Consider the following 16550-nt stretch of genomic DNA (forward strand, 5'->3'; position numbering starts at 1 on the left):
CCGTAGCGGCCGGTCAGTCCCGGGCTGCCCGTCCGGCGCGCTCGTCGGCGGCGACGGAGCGGCCCGGCTCCGCGCCCTCGGTGACCGTCTCGTACACCGCGAGGATGTCGGCGCCGACGGTGGACCAGTCGAAGCGCCGGACGTGCCGGGAGCCGCGGTCGCGCAGTTCGGCGCGGCGGGCGGGGTCGCGCAGCAGGCGGACGGCGGCGGCGGCGAGGGCGTCGGCGTCCTCGTTGGCGAAGAGTTCCCCGGCCTCGCCCTGGTCGAGGACCTGGGCGAACGCGTCGAGGTCGCTGGCGAGGACGGGCGCGCCGGCGGACAGCGCCTCGACGAGGATGATGCCGAAGGACTCGCCGCCGGTGTTCGGTGCCACGTACAGATCGACGCTGCGCAGCAGGCGGGCCTTGTCCTCGTCGCTGACCATGCCGAGGAACTCGACGTGCGGGCGGAGCTCGGGCGCCAGCGCGGCGACCGCCTCCTCCTCGTCGCCGCGTCCGGCGACCAGCAGCCGGGCGTCGGGGACGGCGTCGAGGATCGCGGGCAGTGCGCGCATCAGGACGGGCAGGCCCTTGCGGGGTTCGTCGATCCGGCCGATGAAGCCGAGGGTGGCGCCGGGCCGCCCGCCGTCTCCGCCGGGCCCGGACCGCCAGGCGTCCTTCGGTTCGGCGCGGGCGAAGAAGTCGACGTCCACGCCGTTGGGGATGACCACCGCGTCGCCGCCGAGGTGCTCGACGAGGGTGCGGCGGGCGTACTCGCTGACCGCGATGCGCGCGCTGATCTTCTCCAGCGCGGGCTGGAGGATCGGGTACGCGGCGATCATCGCCCGGGAGCGCGGGTTGGAGGTGTGGAACGTCGCGACGATCGGGCCGCGCGCCGCCCAGCAGGAGAGCAGGCCGAGGGAGGGCGAGGCCGGTTCGTGGATGTGGATGACGTCGAAGGCGCCGTGCTGGAGCCAGCGGCGGACCCGGGCGGCGGAGAGGAAGCCGAAGTTCAGCCGGGCGACGGAGCCGTTGTAGGGCACCGGCACCGCGCGGCCCGCGGAGACGACGTACGGCGGCAGCGGCGTGCCGTCGTCGGCGGGGGCGAGGACGGAGACGTGGTGGCCGCGGGAGAGGAGGTGTTCGGCGAGGTCGCGGATGTGGAACTGGACGCCGCCGGGGACGTCCCAGGCGTAGGGGCAGACGATGCCGATTCTCACGGCTTCTCCGTTCCGCGGGCCGCGTCGCGCGGCTCCAGGTCGTCGAGCCAGAGGCGTTGCAGCATGTGCCAGTCCTCGGGGTGGGCGGCGATGCCGGAGGCGAAGGCGTCGGCGAGCGCCTGGGTCATGGCCGCGGCCTTCTCGGCGCGGGTGCCCTCCGCCGGGACCTCGATCTCGGGGTGGATACGGCCGCGCATGACCGGCGTGCGGTCGTACCAGAGGGTGACGGGCAGCAGCACCGCGCCGGTGCGCGCGGCGAGCATCGCGGGGCCCGCGGGCATCTTGGCGGGGTGGCCGAAGAAGTCGACCTCGACGCCGGAGCTGGAGAGGTCGCGGTCGGCGACGAGGCAGACCAGACCGCCGTCGCGCAGCCGCCGGGCGAGCGTGCCGAAGGCGGCGGCGCCGGTGTGCGGCAGCACCTCCATGCCCAGGCCCTCGCGGTAGGCGACGAACCGGTCGTAGAGCGACTCCGGCTTGAGGCGTTCGGCGACGGTGGTGAAGGGGACGCCGAGCGCGGTGGTGACCCAGACGCCCGCCAGGTCGTAGTTGCCCATGTGCGGCAGGGCGAGGATGACGCCGCGCTCGCCCGCCAGCGCGTCCTTGAGGCGGTCGACGTCCTGCGCGGTGAAGCCCGTCGTTATGCGCTCGGGGCTCCAGGCGGGCAGCCGGAAGGACTCCATCCAGTACCGCATGTACGAGCGCATCCCGGCGCGGGACAGCTCGGTCAGCCGCTGCGGGGAGGCGTCCGGGACGACGCGGGCGAGGTTGGCCTCCAGGCGCAGTACGCCCTTGCCGCGGCGGCGCCAGGCGGCGTCGGCGAGGGTCCGGCCCAGACGGACCGCCACGCCTTCGGGCAGCTTCTTGACCGTGCTCCAGCCGAGGCCGTAGAGGGCGTCGGTGAGACGGTCGGTGTCGAGGCGGCTCATACGCCGTTCCCCGCGCGGGAGGCGGCGTCCGCCTCGGCCGATTCCCGGCGGACCGTCACCACGCGCTGGGCGAGGGTGACGGCGCTGCCGACGGCGACGACCCACAGGGCGATCGGCAGCAGGATCTCCACACCGGGCACCCCGAAGGCGTGCAGTCCGGACAGCCCGCAGGCGACGAGCGAGATGACCAGCCGCTCGGCCCGCTCGACCAGCCCGTTGACGTTCACCGGCAGCCCGATGGCCTCACCGCGCGCCTTGGTGTACGACACGACCTGGCCGCTGGCGAGGCAGAAGATCGCCATCGCGCAGAGCAGCATGCTGTCGCCGCCGCCCGCGTACCAGAGGGCGAGCCCGCCGAAGATCGCGGAGTCGGCGACCCGGTCGAGGGTGGAGTCCAGGAAGGCGCCCCAGCGGCTGGAGCGCCCCAGCTGGCGGGCCATGTTGCCGTCGACCAGGTCGGAGAAGACGAACAGGGTGATGACGACGGTGCCCCAGAAGAACTCACCGCGCGGATAGAAGACCAGGGCGCCGGCCACCACGCCCCCCGTGCCGACGAGGGTGACCGCGTCCGGGCTGACGCCGAGGCGGATGAGCAGGGCGGCGAACGGCGTGAGAACACGCGTGAAGAACGCACGCGCGTACTTGTTCAGCATGGCCTTCCCGGAGGTCGATACGGGCCGTGCGGTCAAGGGGCCACCGGCTGGCCCATCGTAGCCAGGCGCTCCCCGGGCACCGCGCACCCACCACGGCGCCCGGGAACAACCGGTGACCGGCGCGGACGGCCACTCCCCCGCCGCTCCCTGTGGACGGGCCCCCACCGCGGTGGAAAGCTCGAATCACCGCAAAGGTGACGACCTGGAGGCGAGGGCATGAACGAGAAGCCGGGCACGGACCCCGGGGCCGCCGCCGGCCCCGCCGCCGTCCGCAACGTGGTGCTGGCCGGCCCCGGCGGCGCGGGCAAGACCACCCTCGTGGAGGCGCTGGCCGTCACCGCCGGCGCCACCGGACGCGCCGGGCGGGTGGAGGACGGCGACACCCTCTCCGACCAGGACCCGATCGAGCAGCGGCACCAGCGCTCGGTCCAGCTGTCGCTGATCCCCCTGGAGTGGCGCGGCTGCCGGATCAACCTGCTGGACACCCCCGGATACGCCGACTTCGTCGGGGAGCTGCGGGCCGGGCTGCGGGCGGCGGACGCGGCCCTCTTCACCCTCTCCGCCGCGGAGGACGTGACCGGGCCGGTCCGCGCGCTCTGGGCGGAGTGCGCGGCGGTCGGCATGCCGCGGGCGCTGGTCCTCACCCACCTCGACGCCGCCCGCGCCGATGTCGCCACCGTCCTGCGCGGCTGCGGTGAGGCCCTGGGCGACGGCGATCCGGACGCGGTGCTCCCGCTGTACCTGCCGCTGTACGGCGCGGCGGGCGCGGACGGCCGGGCGCCGGTGACCGGGCTGCTCGGTCTGCTGACGCGCCGGGTCGCGGAGTACGGGCCGGACGGCCGCACCGAGCGGGAGCCGGCCGGCGCGGAGCCGGCACTGCTGGACGAGGCGCGCGGCCGGCTCATCGAGGGGATCATCGCCGAGAGCGAGGACGAGACGCTGATGGACCGCTATCTGGGCGGCGCGGAGCTGGACCTGGCCTCGCTCACCGCCGACCTGGAGACGGCGGTCGCCCGCGGCACCTTCCACCCGGTACTCATCGCGGCACCGGCCACCGCCACCGCCCGCCAGGGTCTGGGCACCGTGGAGCTGCTGGACCTGATCGTGCGGGGCTTCCCCGCGCCAGGCGAGCGGCCGGCCCCGGAGGTCACCACGCCGGACGGCGCACCGCGCCCGGCACCACCCTGCGATCCGTCCGCCCCGCTGGCCGCCGAGGTCGTGCGGACCACCTCCGATCCGTACGTCGGGCGGCTGTCGCTGGTGCGCGTCTTCTCCGGCACACTGCGGCCGGACGAGCCGGTGCACGTCTCGGGGCACGGCCTGACCGACCGCGGCCACGCCGACCACGACGTGCAGGAACGGGTGGGCGCGCTGTCCGTACCGTCCGGGAAGCAGCAGCGGCCGCTGGCGCAGGCGGTCGCCGGGGAGTTGGCGTACGTCGCGAAGCTCACCCGCGCGGAGACCGGCGACACCCTGTCGTCGTGCCGGGAGCCGCTGCTGATGGCGCCGTGGGCGATGCCCGATCCGCAGCTGCCGGTCGCCGTCGAGGCACACGGCAAGGCGGACGAGGACAAGCTCTCGCACGGTCTGGCGCGGCTGGTCGCGGAGGATCCGACGATGCGCCTGGAGCAGCATCCGCACACCGGCCAGGTGGTGTTGTGGTGCATGGGCGAGGCGCACGCGGAGGTCGCGCTGGAGCGGCTGCGGACCCGGTACGGCGTCCGGGTCGACACCGTCGCGTACCGCGTACCGCTGCGGGAGACGTTCGGCGGCGCGGCGTCCGGGCGGGGACGGCAGGTCAAACAGTCCGGCGGGCACGGGCAGTTCGCGATCTGCGAGATCGACGTGGAGCCGCTGCCCGCGGGCTCCGGCGTCGAGTTCACGGACCGGGTGGTCGGCGGCGCGGTGCCGCGGCAGTTCATCGCGTCGGTGGAGAAAGGGGTACGCGCCCAGGCGGCACAGGGGGTGGCCGCCGGGTACCCGCTCGTCGACGTCCGCGTCACGCTGCGGGACGGCAAGGCGCACTCGGTGGACTCCTCGGACGCCGCGTTCCAGGCAGCCGGCGCGCTGGCGCTGCGCGACGCGGCCGGTCAGACACGGATCGAGCTGCTCGAACCGGTCGCGGAGGTCGCGGTGTTGATTCCGGACGAGTTCGTCGGGGCGGTGATGAGCGATCTGTCCGGGCGGCGCGGCCGGGTGGTCGGCACCGAGCAGGAGGAGACGGGCGACCGCACCTGGGTACGGGCCGAGGTGCCGGAGGCGGAGATCGCCCGCTACGCCGTCGATCTGCGTTCGCTCACCCACGGCACCGGCCGCTTCACCCGGACCCCTCTGCGCCACGAACCGATGCCCCCGCACCTGGCGGCGGCCGTACGGGACGGGCGGGAAAACGGCGCATAGTCAACGATTGACGGGCCGTTGGAGCGGTCAACTCCCTTGGGCCCGGCCCCGCCTGTACGCTGAGCGGACGGGCTCGGCAGGTGTGCCAGGAGCGGTGGACGGGTAAAGAGCCGCGGCAGTGATGGTGCGGCGTTGGGGGCGGGCAGTGGCAGCAGACGGCTTCGACTTCAGTCCTGGGGCGCAGGTGCCGCTCCTGGGAGGCGCGGGGCAGACCGCGGCGACCCAGGCGTTGGCCTCGGCGGCGTACCGGGACAGTCCGCTGGCCGACATCTCCAAGGCCGATTCGGAATCCGGCGCCTCCGAGATCAAGAAACCCAAGCTCTCGCTCTTCGAGCCGAACCTCGGCGAGGCGTTCTCCCGGGCCATCCAGACACGGATGCTCGGCGGCGGCCGCAAGGCGCTCATCCAGTCCTTCGGCACCGAGCCGCAGGTCGTCGTCGAGCACTGTCTGGCGGCCACCCGCATCCGCAAGCAGCGCGACGCCAAGCTGACGGTGCTCATGCTGCTGTGCGGGCTGGCGTTCCTGCCCGGTGTGCTGGTGTGGCTGGGCGGCTTCCAGCTCAAGAAGTACCTCGCCAAGGACGGCAAGACCTCCGTCGGCGGTTCGGCGCTGCTCGGCGTCCTCGCGCTGGCGTCGGTGCTGTTGCTGATCAAGCTGCCCACGACGGGCTTCTGGCCGCTGTACGCCCGCGCCATGGTCGTCGTCCCGGTGATCGGCTGGTGGTTCGCCAAGCAGATCTGCGAGCGGACGGCGGTGCTGCTGCGTGAGGCGTGGCAGGGGCTGCTGGACGGCGGCGGGGTCGGCGCGAAGATCCCCGAGGCGGTGCCGGGCGATCCGGGCGAGATCGCGGCCGAGACGCTGCGGCACAACCTCGCCAAGCTCACCGCCGAGCAGCGCAGCAACGTCGTCTTCTACGCCGGTCCGCGCGGCATCCTCGGGATGGGGACGCGGTGGGGCAGCTGGCATCTGGCCGAGGAGCTGAAGCCGGCGAAGGAGGGCACGGAGATCCACCCGTTCCGCAGTTGGGACGTGGTCCGGGCGATCCACGACAAGCTGCGGATGCTGGAGCGCAGCCCGCTGCACACCGGCGGGTTCCAGCAGGCGCCGCAGGTCAACCACTGGATCGTCGCGCCGGTCGGCGAGAAGGCCAAGGAGGTCAGCCGCCCGGACGGCACCGACACCGACGCCTTCCAGATCCGTGGCCACGAGGTCGAGCGGATCTGCAACGAGCAGCAGTTCGGCAGCGGCAACCGCCACTACCTGGGCGTCCAGTTCGTCCTGTGGGACGGTCAGTTGGTGCTGACGCTGCTGATCACCGTCACGGTGCTGCACGAGACGCTGCGGATCGAGGTCACCGGTCACGCCCTGGGCCCGGTCAACTCCCTGTTCACCAGCAAGCCGTCGCCCAAGACCAAAGAGGTCGCGAAGGTCATCAAGTTCTGGGAGACCCGCAAGCAGACGCTGCCGCTGATCGATCCGGCCGAGGTCGTACGGCTCGCCGCCCGCGCGCCGCTGACGTGGTTCCCGCCGGTGCTGGACTTCCTCGGCGGGAAGCTGTCGCTGCCCGAGCCGTTCGGGCTGCGGCACGTCTGGGCGGACAAGCCGTGGCGGCACCGCTTCATGGCCGATGACGCGCTGCGCGCCGCCACCCCCGTCCTGCGCGCGGTCCACACCGCCGCGCTGGGGGTGCTGAAGGAGAACGGCGTGGACACCGAGCGCTTCGAGGGCCGTTCGCTCTTCCTCAGCGGCGCGGTCCAGGGCGTCGAGCCGCGGAAGGCCGACGAGTACACCGCGTAGCGCCTCCCCGCTCCCCCGCCTCTCCGACTCCCGTACGGGCCCGCCCCGTACGGGAGTCGGCCGTTCTGCGGGGCAGTGGTACGGGCCCGCCGTACGGCGTCAGTGGTACGGGGTACGCCGTACGGGCCCGCCGTGAGGGTCAGCGGAAGATGCCGGTGTGGCCGAGGGAGTAGCGGCCGGGCTGCGGGTAGACCGCGAGACCGTGCGGGCCGTTGCCGACGGGGATCTTCGCCAGGGTCTTCCCCGTACGGGTGTCGAGGGCGTAGACCTCCGAGTTGTAGCGGCCGGAGAGCCAGAGGGTCTTGCCGTCGGCGGAGACGCCGCCCATGTCGGGGCTGCCGCCGCCGCGGATGTGCCACTTCCCGGTGAGGCGGCCGGTGGCGAAGTCCAGCAGCGAGATGGTGCCCTCGCCGCGGTTGGAGATGTACATCCGCTTCGAGTCGCGGCTGACGTAGAGACCGTGGGCGCCCTTGCCGGTGGGCAGCAGTTCCGGCCGGGTGAAGCGGTCGCCGTCGAGGACCCACACCCCGTCGGACGTCATATCGGCGATGTACCAGGTCTTCCCGTCCGGGGAGATTTTGACGTCCTGCGGCATCGCGCCGTGCCGCGGCAGTTTCTGCCGGCCGGTCACCGCCATCTTCGCGGTGTCGACCTTGAGCAGTTCGCCGGAGAACTCGCAGGAGACGATGAAGTACCGGCCGTCGGCGGAGAAGTCGGCGTGGTTGACCCCGGCGCAGGTCACCGGCACGGTCTTGCGGACCTTCATGGTGTGCGGATCACGGAAGACCAGCTGTTTGTCCATGGACGCCATGACGATCGCGTACTTGCCGTCGGGCGTGAAGTAGAGGTTGTACGGATCGTGCACCGCGACGGTCTTCCCCGCCTTGCCGGTGCGCGGGTCGATCGGGGTGAGGCTGTTGCCGCGGTCGTTGTTGACCCAGAGCGTCTTGAGGTCCCAGGACGGTACGACGTGCTGCGGTTGTACGCCCACCGGCATGGTCCGCACGACCTTGTAGGTCCGCGGGTCGATGACGCTGACCGTGTTGGAGATCGTGTTGGGCACGTACACCATCGACGGGAAGTCCTTGACCTGCGGGGCGAGCTTGCCGGGCCGGTCCGCGGCGTAGAGGTCGCGCGGGTCGAGCGGCGGCGGCATGCCGGGCAGTCCGGGGCGGGCGGCCGACGCCGGGGACGGGCTCGCGGGGCGCGGGGTGTGCGGGGCGCGGGCGGTGGTGTCGCCGCCGGTGCCGCAGCCGGCGGCGAGCAGCGCGCAGGCGGCGGCCAGCAGTGCGGCCTTCCCCGGGGCGCGGCGGCGGGCGGGGGTCCGGTCAGCCATCAGGTCACCAGCTCCGTAGTCGTCACCGCGCGCAGACCGCGCCGGTGCAGGCCGTCGAGGATCGGGGGCAGCGCGCCGACGGTGCCGGGGTGCCCGAGGTGGAGGCTGACGACCGAGCCGGGCCGGACCCCGTCCAGCACCGTGCGCTGGACGGCGGAGGCGCCGGGGTCGTCGGCGTCGAGGGAGTCGAGGTCGTACGAGAGGACGTGCGGGTAGCCGGCGCGGCGGGCCAGGCGGATGACCCGGTCGGTGGCGTACTGCGTCCGCGAGGGGCGGAACCAGCTGCCGATGGTGCCGGTCAGCGCCCGCAACCGGTCGGCGCAGCCGGTGATCTCGGCGTACGCCTCGTCCTCCGGCATCGCGCAGATGGTGCGGTGGTGGAGGGTGTGGTTGCCCAGTTCGTGGCCGCCGTCGAGGATGCGGCGGGCCATCGCGGGCTGTTCGTCGAGCCAGACGCCGACGGCCAGCACGGTGAGGCGGGCGCCGGCCCGTTCGGCCTCGCGGAGCAGTGCGGTGGCGGTCCCCGGATCGCCCTGGCCGTGGAAGGTGAGCGCGACCGCGTCGCCCCGCCGGGGGCCGTGGGCGATCTGTGCGGGCAGGCCCGGTGCGCGGGTGGGCGGCCGGGCGGCGTGCGCCGGGTGGGGCGAGGCCGGGCGCGCGGTGGCCGGGACGGTGGCGCGGGGTGCCGCGGCGCCGCGCGTGCAGGCGGTGGCGGTCGCCCCGGCGGCGACCGCGGCGGCCACGCATAGCACGGAACGGCGGTCCGGTGAAGTCACCACTCCATTACAGAGCGGAACGGTCCGGAAGGAGGCGTTTTGTTCGGCTCTTCGGAGGAGCGGCGCGCCCCGGGACGGCGTACGGGCCCCGGGGCGGCGGCGCCGTTACGCGGGCCAGGCGTCCGCGAGCATCCGCCGGGTGTCGGCGAGGAGCTGCGGCAGGACCTTGGTGTGGCCGACCACCGGCATGAAGTTGGTGTCGCCTCCCCAGCGCGGGACGACGTGCTGGTGGAGGTGGGCGGCGATGCCCGCACCGGCCACCGCGCCCTGGTTCATCCCGATGTTGAAGCCGTGCGCGCCGGACGCGGTGCGCAGTGCGGTCATCGCGTGCTTGGTCAGCTCCGCCAGCTCCGCGGTCTCCGCGCCGTCCAGCTCGGTGTAGTCCGCGACGTGCCGGAACGGCACCACCATCAGATGCCCGCCGTTGTACGGGTAGAGGTTCAGCACCGCGTAAACGTGCCGGCCTCGGGCGACGACCAGGCCGTCCTCGTCGGACTTGGCGGGGATCGCGCAGAACGGACAGCCGTCGTCGGCCCCCGGACCGCTCGGCTTGTTCTCCCCCTGGATGTACGCCATCCGGTGGGGCGTCCACAGGCGCTGGAAGGCGTCCTGCGTCCCGACTCCGATCTGCTGCTCCGGCTCGCTCGTCATACCGGCCAGCATATGGCGTCGGCCGTCCGCGGCGTGTCGCCGGGGCGCACCGCATCGCGCGCTCCCCGATGCTGGGCCGATGGACCGGAACGACCGTCTGGCGGCGTGGGAGAAGCGCGCCGATCCCTGGCTCCTCGCCGCCTCCCTGCTCTTCCTGCTCGCGTACGCGGTGCGGGTCCTGACGCCCGGCCTGTCGCCCGGCGCGCGGGACGTCTGGTCCGCGGTGACCGCGGTGACCTGGGGCTGTTTCGTGGCGGAGTATCTGACGCGGCTGGCCCTCAGCCCCGACCGGCGGCGCTTCGCGCGGACCCGGTGGCTCGATCTGCTGGTGGTGTTCCTGCCGCTGCTGCGCCCGCTGCGGCTGGTCGAGGCGCACGACCGGCAGCGGCTGCGCCACCGGCGGCCGCGGTTGCCGCTGGAGGTCCGGGTGATGGCGTACGCCGGGCTGTCCGCGCTGCTGCTGGGGTTCGCCGCGGCGCTGGCCGTGCTGCACGACGAGCGGACGGCGCCCGGGAGCAGCATCCGCTCCCTCGGGGACGCGACGTGGTGGGCGGTGGCGGCGCTGACGACGACGGGGTACGGCGATGTGACACCGGTCACCACGCGCGGGCGCTTCGTCGCCGCCGGGCTGATGTGCTCCGGGGTGGCGCTGGTCGGCGCGGTGGTCGGTGCGTTCTCCTCCTGGCTGGTACGGCGCTTCCGGCAGGACGGTGAGGAATAGGCGCGGGGGACGCGCCGGGCCCCGGCGAGCGGCTGCTCACCGGGGCCCGGACGGCCGGTCCGTGCGGACTCACACCTGGATACGGCGCTCCACCGCGTCCACGATCTCGGCGATCGCCTCGGCGCGCGGGATGCCGTTCTTCTGCGAGCCGTCGCGGTAGCGGAAGGAGACCGCGCCATTGGCGACGTCCTCGTCACCGGCGATGACCATGAAGGGCACCTTGCTCTTCTGGGCGTTGCGGATCTTCTTCTGCATCCGGTCCGACGACGCGTCGACGTCGATCCGCAGCCCCCGCTCGCGCGCCTCGGCGGCGAACTCCTGGAGATACGGGACGTGGGTGTCGCCGATCGGGATGCCGGTGGCCTGGACGGGGGCCAGCCACACCGGGAAGGCGCCCGCGTAGTGCTCCAGGAGCACGCCGAAGAACCGCTCGATGGAGCCGAACAGCGCGCGGTGGATCATGACGGGCTGCTGCTTGGAGCCGTCCGCCGCGGTGTACTCCAGGTTGAACCGCTTGGGCTGGTTGAAGTCCACCTGGATCGTCGACATCTGCCAGGACCGGCCGATGGCGTCCTTCGCCTGCACGGAGATCTTCGGGCCGTAGTACGCGGCGCCGCCCGGGTCGGGGACGAGCGGCAGGCCCTGCTTCTCGGCCGCCAGCCGCAGCGCCTCGGTGGCCTCGGCCCAGTCCTCGTCGGTGCCGATGAACTTGTCGGAGTCGTCACGGGTGGACAGCTCCAGCTCGAACTCGGTCAGGCCGTAGTCGCGCAGCAGGTCCAGTACGAAGGTGAGGAGCGTGTCCAGCTCCTCGGGCATCTGGTCCTTGGTGCAGTAGATGTGCGAGTCGTCCTGGGTGAAGCCGCGCGAGCGGGTCAGGCCGTGCACGACGCCGGACTTCTCGTAGCGGTAGACCGTGCCGAACTCGAAGAGGCGCAGGGGCAGTTCGCGGTAGGAGCGGCCGCGCGACTTGAAGATGAGGTTGTGCATCGGGCAGTTCATCGCCTTGAGGCGGTAGTTCTGCTCGTCGAACTCGATGGCCGGGAACATGCCCTCCGCGTAGTGCGGGAGGTGCCCCGAGATCTCGAAGAGCTTCTCCTTCGAGAGGTGCGGGGTGTTCACGAACTCGTAGCCGGAGACCTCGTGGCGCTTGCGGGAGTAGGTCTCCATCTCCTTGCGGATGACACCGCCCTTGGGGTGGAACACCGCGAGGCCCGGCCCCAGCTCCTCCGGGAAGGAGAAGAGGTCCAGCTCCGCGCCGAGCTTGCGGTGGTCGCGCTTCTCGGCCTCGGCGAGGAACTCCAGGTGGGCCTTGAGCTCGTCCTTGGTCGGCCAGGCGGTGCCGTAGATCCGCTGGAGCTGCTTGTTCTTCTCGCTGCCGCGCCAGTAGGCGGCGGCCGAGCGCATCAGCTTGAAGGCCGGGATGACGCGGGTGCTGGGCAGGTGCGGACCGCGGCAGAGGTCCTTCCAGCACAGCTCGCCGGTCTTGGCGTCGAGGTTGTCGTAGATGGTCAGCTCGCCGCCGCCCACCTCGGCGTCGGCGCCCTCGGCGGCCTCGGCGGCGTTGCCCTTGAGGCCGATCAGCTCCAGCTTGTACGGCTCGTCGGCCAGCTCGGCGCGGGCGTCCTCGTCGGTGGTGACCCGGCGCGCGAACTTCTGGCCGCGCTTCTGGATCTCCTGCATCTTCTTCTCGATGCGCTTGAGGTCGTCCGGCTGGAACGGGGTCTCGACGTCGAAGTCGTAGTAGAAGCCGTCCTTGATGGGCGGGCCGATGCCGAGCTTGGCCTCGGGGAACAGCTCCTGCACGGCCTGCGCCATCACGTGCGCGGTGGAGTGCCGCAGGATGTTCAGGCCGTCCTCGGAGGTGATCTCGACGGGCTCGACACTCTCGCCGTCGGCCACCTCGTACGCCAGGTCCTTCAGCTCCCCGGCCACCCGCGCGGCGACGACGGCGCGCTCGCCCTGGAAGAGGTCGGCGGCCGTAGTGCCCGTGGTCACCACGCGTTCTTCCCGCTCGGAATCGCGTTGGACGGTCACACGGACGTCTGACACCGGTCTCTCCTGTCATGTCTGCTGCGCGTCAGCGATTGCTGCGCAGCCAAATCGTACCGACCCCCCAGCCCGGACCGCGAAACGGTTTGCCGGGGCCCGTGCGCTCCGCCGGGGACGGGGCCGCGGGCGCCTTCGGGAGCGGCGGCCGCCGGGGGGCTCGGCCCGGGGTACGCCGGTACGCCACGAGGCTCACGGGCCGGGGAGTCGGCCCGTGGGCGAAGACACCCGGGGCGCGCCGGTGGCCGGGCCGGGCACCGGCGGTCTCACGGGGCCTCCGTTTCCCTCTCCACCACCGGTACCGGCACCACACCGCGCGCCCCCGTGATCCGCCGGAACCCCCCGCGGCTCTCCAGCCGCCCGCTGATCCGGACCGGTACGTCCATCAGATGGGCCTGGCCCGCGACCCGGTAGTCATCGTCGCCGAGCGCGGCACGCACCTGCTCCACGTCCGCCCCGGAGAACACCCGCAACCGCACCACGCCCCCGCCGGGCCGCTCCCGGTGGAGCCGCACCACCACGCCGGTCACCCGGACCGGCAGCGACGGCTCACCCCGTACGTACCGCTGGGCGGCGTCCGCCAGCGCCGGAAGGTCGCCGGGGGTGAACTCCACCGGGCCGGGGCGGACCGGGCAGCCGGGCGGCGGGCCCGCGCCGGGCGACCAGTCCACCGTGATCCGGATGCCGCCGCCCTCGTGGACCAGCGCGATCAGCGCCTGCACCAGCTCATGGCAGACACCGGACACCACCGCCGCGTCGAACGCCTCGTCGCCCCCGGTGGCGTGCCGGTGGTCGGTGGCCTCGCGGGCGGCGCGCAGCGCCCGGTACAGGGTGATCACCGGCTCCCGGCCGGCCGACACCGGCAGGAACGCGGCGACCCGGCGGCCCTCCGGCGCCGGTCCGATCAGCGCCTTGGCCAGGAAACGTTCGGCGTGAGCGCGGTAGCGGGAGCCGTAGTACCCGGCGCGGGCGCAGCCGGCCAGCGCCGCGGCGGTCAGCGTGGCGCGCGCCGCGCCGCGCAACTGCTCCTGCGCCACCCACCGCGCCACCACCGACCCCTCCCCCGGCGTCAGCCGCTCCCAGCGCACCTCGTCGCTGAGCGCCGCCATCCCCAGCAGCACCTCGCGTGCGTACGGCGCCGGGCTGACGCTCAAGGTGGCCAGCGCCTCGGCGAGCAACTCGGCGCACTCGGGGAAGCGCCGGTCCTGCGGCACCAGCAGTCCGGCGCCACCCCCCGGCGGGGACCAGCGCGCGTACCGCCCGCCGGGGCCACCCGTACGGTGCCAGCCGTGCCGGGCCAGCAGCGCGCCGAGGATCGCGGGGTCGAGGGCCGCCGGATCGGGCAGCGGGATACCGGCGCCCGGCAGCTGCGGGCCCGGCGCGGCGGATTCGTCGGTCGGCCGGTGCATCACGGTCTCCCTCCCGGACCGGACCGGGGCCCGGCCCTCGAAGAGCCGCGGCCGGTCACCGGGGCCGGCCGGTCGTCCGGTGGAGCGGCAGGGGCAGCCGGGCCCGCCCGGGGTAGGCGGCGGGGCGGAGGCGGTGCGCGGGGACGGCGGCCGCCCGAGCCGCCGGTGTACGGCCGTGCCGGGTACGGGCGGACCTCGCGGGAGAGTTCCGCTCCGGCGTCGCCGGTCCCGTGCCCCATCCTCTTGGTTTGTCTCCCCGCCAAGTGACCCGCAAACAAAAGCGGTTCGGTAACACCATGAGGCGGGTATCACCTGCTCGGGCCGAGGGCCGTAGCGCCGCCCCCGGTGGCTCGGCGCACGGGCGCGGGCCGGGAGCGACCGGGCGCCGGCGTGCGCCCGCGCCGTGATGTCGGAGTGCGAGGAGGGGCGATGGTGCCGAGTTGGTACGACGGTCCGCTGGCGGCGTTCGGCGTCGGGACGAGCGGGGAGGATCCCGAGAACGACCGGCTCATCGCGGCGGCGCTGGCCGTCCAGGAGACCCCGGGCGCCTCCCCCGCGCTCACCCGCTGGCTGATCAGCCCCGGTGTGGAGGTCTCCGGCGCAGCGGCGGCGGCACACGGCCTGACCGCCGGGCACCTCGCGCGCCGCGGCCGCTGGCCGGCTCCCGCCGTGGACGAGATCGCCCGCGCCCTGACCTCGCAGGCGGCGTCCGGCCGTCCGGTGGCCGTACTGAACGCCCCGTTCACCCTCACGCTCCTGGACCGCGAGGCGACACGCCACCGCGCCACCTCCCTGACCGCCTACCTGGGCACGCACCCGCTGCACGTCCTCGACCCGCTGGTCCTCGACACCCACCTGGACCGCTACCGCAAGGGCCCGAGCACCCTGACCGACCTCCGCGCGCACTACGACATCAAGGCGTCCGACAGCGACCGCAACGGCTTCGGGCGCACCGCCGAGGACACCCTCGCCGTCCTGGAGCTCACCCGCACCCTGGGCCGCCGCTTCGCCGGCCGCCTCGCCCGCCTGCGCCCGGACGAACTCCACGCGCTCCAGGCGACGTGGTACGAGGCCCAGGTGCGCGAACGGCAGACGTGGTTCCCGGGCGGCACAGGCACCCGGACCGACGCGCGGTGGCCGATGCGGACACCGGCACCGGCCACCGCGCCCCCGGAAGGCTGAGGTCACGCGCCACCGTCCGGGACGGCACGGGCAGTTCGGGAATCACCGGCGCAACGCAAAGATCCGGGCCGTCTGTTGACGGCCCGGATCTTCTGTTCCGGTGGGCGATACTGGGTTCGAACCAGTGACCTCTTCGGTGTGAACGAAGCGCTCTCCCACTGAGCTAATCGCCCGGATGTCGGCGGGGTTTCCCTCGCGAACGACGTGAACAATACAGGCCGCCGCGGGTTTCCAACAAATTCCCTCCCGCGCCCCGCCCCTTTTCTCCGGGCGCCGCCACCTCACACGGTCAGCGGGCCAGCCAGGCCATCAGCCCCCGCCGCCCGGAGCGCATCATCAAGGCGTGGTTGAGCACGAACAGCGGCCGTCCGGGCAGCGCCAGCCGCCGCAGCAGCGGTTTGCGCACCTCGACCTCCTGCTCGAAGACGACACGTGTCCCGCTGCCGCGCGCCGTGACCGTCCAGCGCACCCACCCCTCCAGATCCCCGTGGAGCGTCACCTCCAGCATCCCGGCACGCGGATCCCGCGCCCCCTCACCGGCGACGACATCCAGGTCGTACGGGAGGAACGAGCGGAAGCGCGCGGTACCACCCTGCTCACCGGGGCGGTCGACGGCGCGCACCTCGGGCCACCACAGCGGATAGCTCTCGACGCGTTCGAGGACGGCGTAGACCACGGCGGGCGGGGCGGCGGGCAGCTGCCACACGCTGCGGAAGCGGTAGCGGTGGAGGGCGCGCGGCCAGGAGAGCATGGGTTCAGTGTGCCGTCCCGGGGAGGGCGGAACCCAACAACCGCGAAGGTCCGGAGGCTTGAAGCCTCCGGACCTTCGGCCGGGGTGGGCGATACTGGGTTCGAACCAGTGACCTCTTCGGTGTGAACGAAGCGCTCTCCCACTGAGCTAATCGCCCGGCGCACGGCACACATTACCCCACGTCGACGGGCCCCTGTGACCACACAGGCCCCTGCCGCCACAGGTCACCACCGCTCGCGCCGCTCCGCGAGCCCACGGCGTCGCGAGCGGGACACCGGCCCGTACGGCCCATACGTCCCGAACGCCCCGCAGGCCCGGCGGTGACCGTTCGCCGGCCGGAGCCAGGACCGGGGCCGGGCGGCTGTGCGATCACGCCGCCGATGATCACCGCGAGGTGGCCGGCGACGACCACGTCGGTGCCGCGTCGACGCTCGCGGCGTGCCAGGCACGCGAGGTACGACGACGAGGCCGCCGCCGACGACTCACGGCCGGAGCCGGGGACGGCGGCGGGAGCGAGGGCGGTGCGGCGGCGGTCCGCGGGGCGCCGCACCGGAGACAGCAGCGGCGCCCTCGCCGGACACTTCCTCACTCTCCGTATCCGCATCGGCGACGTGCCGGAGCGTCCCGTCCCTCCGGATGACCACGGGGGACGATCTTTCAATCCGCCATCAGAGCTACCCGAAGCCACCCAAAACGCTCAGAG

The 16550-nt window shown here is 73.3% G+C and carries 13 protein-coding genes and 2 tRNA genes; 4 read left to right on the top strand and 11 right to left on the bottom strand.

Annotated features, from left to right (window positions below):
• Positions 1–13 precede the first annotated feature (13 nt).
• From ACZ4M8_RS15245 to pgsA, 3 genes are read right to left on the bottom strand one after another with little or no spacing between them, the layout of a single operon-like run.
• Positions 14–1198 (bottom strand): glycosyltransferase family 4 protein, encoded by a 1185-nt coding sequence (locus ACZ4M8_RS15245; RefSeq protein ID WP_467607187.1) that lies wholly within the window; start codon positions 1196–1198, stop codon positions 14–16.
• Positions 1195–2124 (bottom strand): phosphatidylinositol mannoside acyltransferase, encoded by a 930-nt coding sequence (locus tag ACZ4M8_RS15250; RefSeq protein ID WP_467607189.1) that lies wholly within the window; start codon positions 2122–2124, stop codon positions 1195–1197. The genes ACZ4M8_RS15245 and ACZ4M8_RS15250 overlap by 4 nt, the downstream gene beginning before the upstream one ends.
• Positions 2121–2777 (bottom strand): phosphatidylinositol phosphate synthase, encoded by a 657-nt coding sequence (gene pgsA / locus ACZ4M8_RS15255; protein WP_467607192.1) that lies wholly within the window; start codon positions 2775–2777, stop codon positions 2121–2123. The genes ACZ4M8_RS15250 and pgsA overlap by 4 nt, the downstream gene beginning before the upstream one ends.
• Before the next feature lie 216 nt (positions 2778–2993).
• Here pgsA and ACZ4M8_RS15260 point away from each other — a divergent pair, with 216 nt between their 5' ends.
• Positions 2994–5177, top strand: a complete 2184-nt coding sequence (locus ACZ4M8_RS15260; RefSeq protein WP_467607194.1) for an elongation factor G-like protein EF-G2 — start codon at positions 2994–2996, stop codon at positions 5175–5177.
• A 121-nt stretch (positions 5178–5298) separates the two neighbouring features.
• Positions 5299–6975, top strand: a complete 1677-nt coding sequence (locus ACZ4M8_RS15265; RefSeq protein ID WP_467608030.1) for a hypothetical protein — start codon at positions 5299–5301, stop codon at positions 6973–6975.
• 139 nt (positions 6976–7114) lie between these two features.
• Here ACZ4M8_RS15265 and ACZ4M8_RS15270 read toward each other — a convergent pair whose 3' ends face one another.
• The 3 genes from ACZ4M8_RS15270 to ACZ4M8_RS15280 all read right to left on the bottom strand — a co-directional run bounded on the left by ACZ4M8_RS15270 (position 7115) and on the right by ACZ4M8_RS15280 (position 9750).
• Entirely contained in the window at positions 7115–8311 is a 1197-nt protein-coding gene (locus ACZ4M8_RS15270) for a YncE family protein (protein ID WP_467607196.1), read from the bottom strand.
• Positions 8311–9063 carry a polysaccharide deacetylase family protein gene (locus ACZ4M8_RS15275; protein WP_467608033.1) on the bottom strand — a complete coding sequence of 251 codons (753 nt, stop codon included), beginning with the start codon at positions 9061–9063 and terminating at the stop codon, positions 8311–8313. Before ACZ4M8_RS15275 ends, ACZ4M8_RS15270 begins: the two co-directional genes overlap by 1 nt.
• Positions 9064–9192: 129 nt before the next feature.
• Positions 9193–9750 (bottom strand): HIT family protein, encoded by a 558-nt coding sequence (locus ACZ4M8_RS15280; RefSeq protein ID WP_467607197.1) that lies wholly within the window; start codon positions 9748–9750, stop codon positions 9193–9195.
• 67 nt (positions 9751–9817) lie between these two features.
• Here ACZ4M8_RS15280 and ACZ4M8_RS15285 point away from each other — a divergent pair, with 67 nt between their 5' ends.
• Complete coding sequence (locus tag ACZ4M8_RS15285; RefSeq protein ID WP_467607199.1) at positions 9818–10459, top strand: potassium channel family protein; 642 nt, start codon at positions 9818–9820, stop codon at positions 10457–10459.
• 69 nt (positions 10460–10528) lie between these two features.
• On the opposite strand, the gene thrS is transcribed toward ACZ4M8_RS15285, so the two are convergent.
• Positions 10529–12508, bottom strand: a complete 1980-nt coding sequence (gene thrS, locus ACZ4M8_RS15290) for a threonine--tRNA ligase (RefSeq protein WP_467607200.1) — start codon at positions 12506–12508, stop codon at positions 10529–10531.
• Between the two features lie 263 nt (positions 12509–12771).
• The gene (locus tag ACZ4M8_RS15295) at positions 12772–13914 is read right to left on the bottom strand and encodes a hypothetical protein (RefSeq protein ID WP_467607203.1); all 1143 of its coding nucleotides are present in this window, start codon (positions 13912–13914) and stop codon (positions 12772–12774) included.
• A 432-nt stretch (positions 13915–14346) separates the two neighbouring features.
• Here ACZ4M8_RS15295 and ACZ4M8_RS15300 point away from each other — a divergent pair, with 432 nt between their 5' ends.
• Positions 14347–15096 (top strand): 3'-5' exonuclease family protein, encoded by a 750-nt coding sequence (locus tag ACZ4M8_RS15300; RefSeq protein WP_467608034.1) that lies wholly within the window; start codon positions 14347–14349, stop codon positions 15094–15096.
• Between the two features lie 101 nt (positions 15097–15197).
• On the opposite strand, the gene ACZ4M8_RS15305 is transcribed toward ACZ4M8_RS15300, so the two are convergent.
• The 3 genes from ACZ4M8_RS15305 to ACZ4M8_RS15315 form a co-directional block, all read right to left on the bottom strand.
• Positions 15198–15269, bottom strand: a tRNA-Val gene (locus ACZ4M8_RS15305).
• Between the two features lie 116 nt (positions 15270–15385).
• Positions 15386–15847: an SRPBCC family protein gene (locus ACZ4M8_RS15310; protein WP_467607205.1), complete on the bottom strand. Its 462-nt coding sequence runs from the start codon at positions 15845–15847 to the stop codon at positions 15386–15388.
• A gap of 85 nt (positions 15848–15932) precedes the next feature.
• A tRNA-Val gene (locus ACZ4M8_RS15315) sits at positions 15933–16004 on the bottom strand.
• Positions 16005–16550 lie beyond the last annotated feature (546 nt).

It is taken from the genome of Streptomyces sp. NPDC027185, from assembly GCF_055567035.1.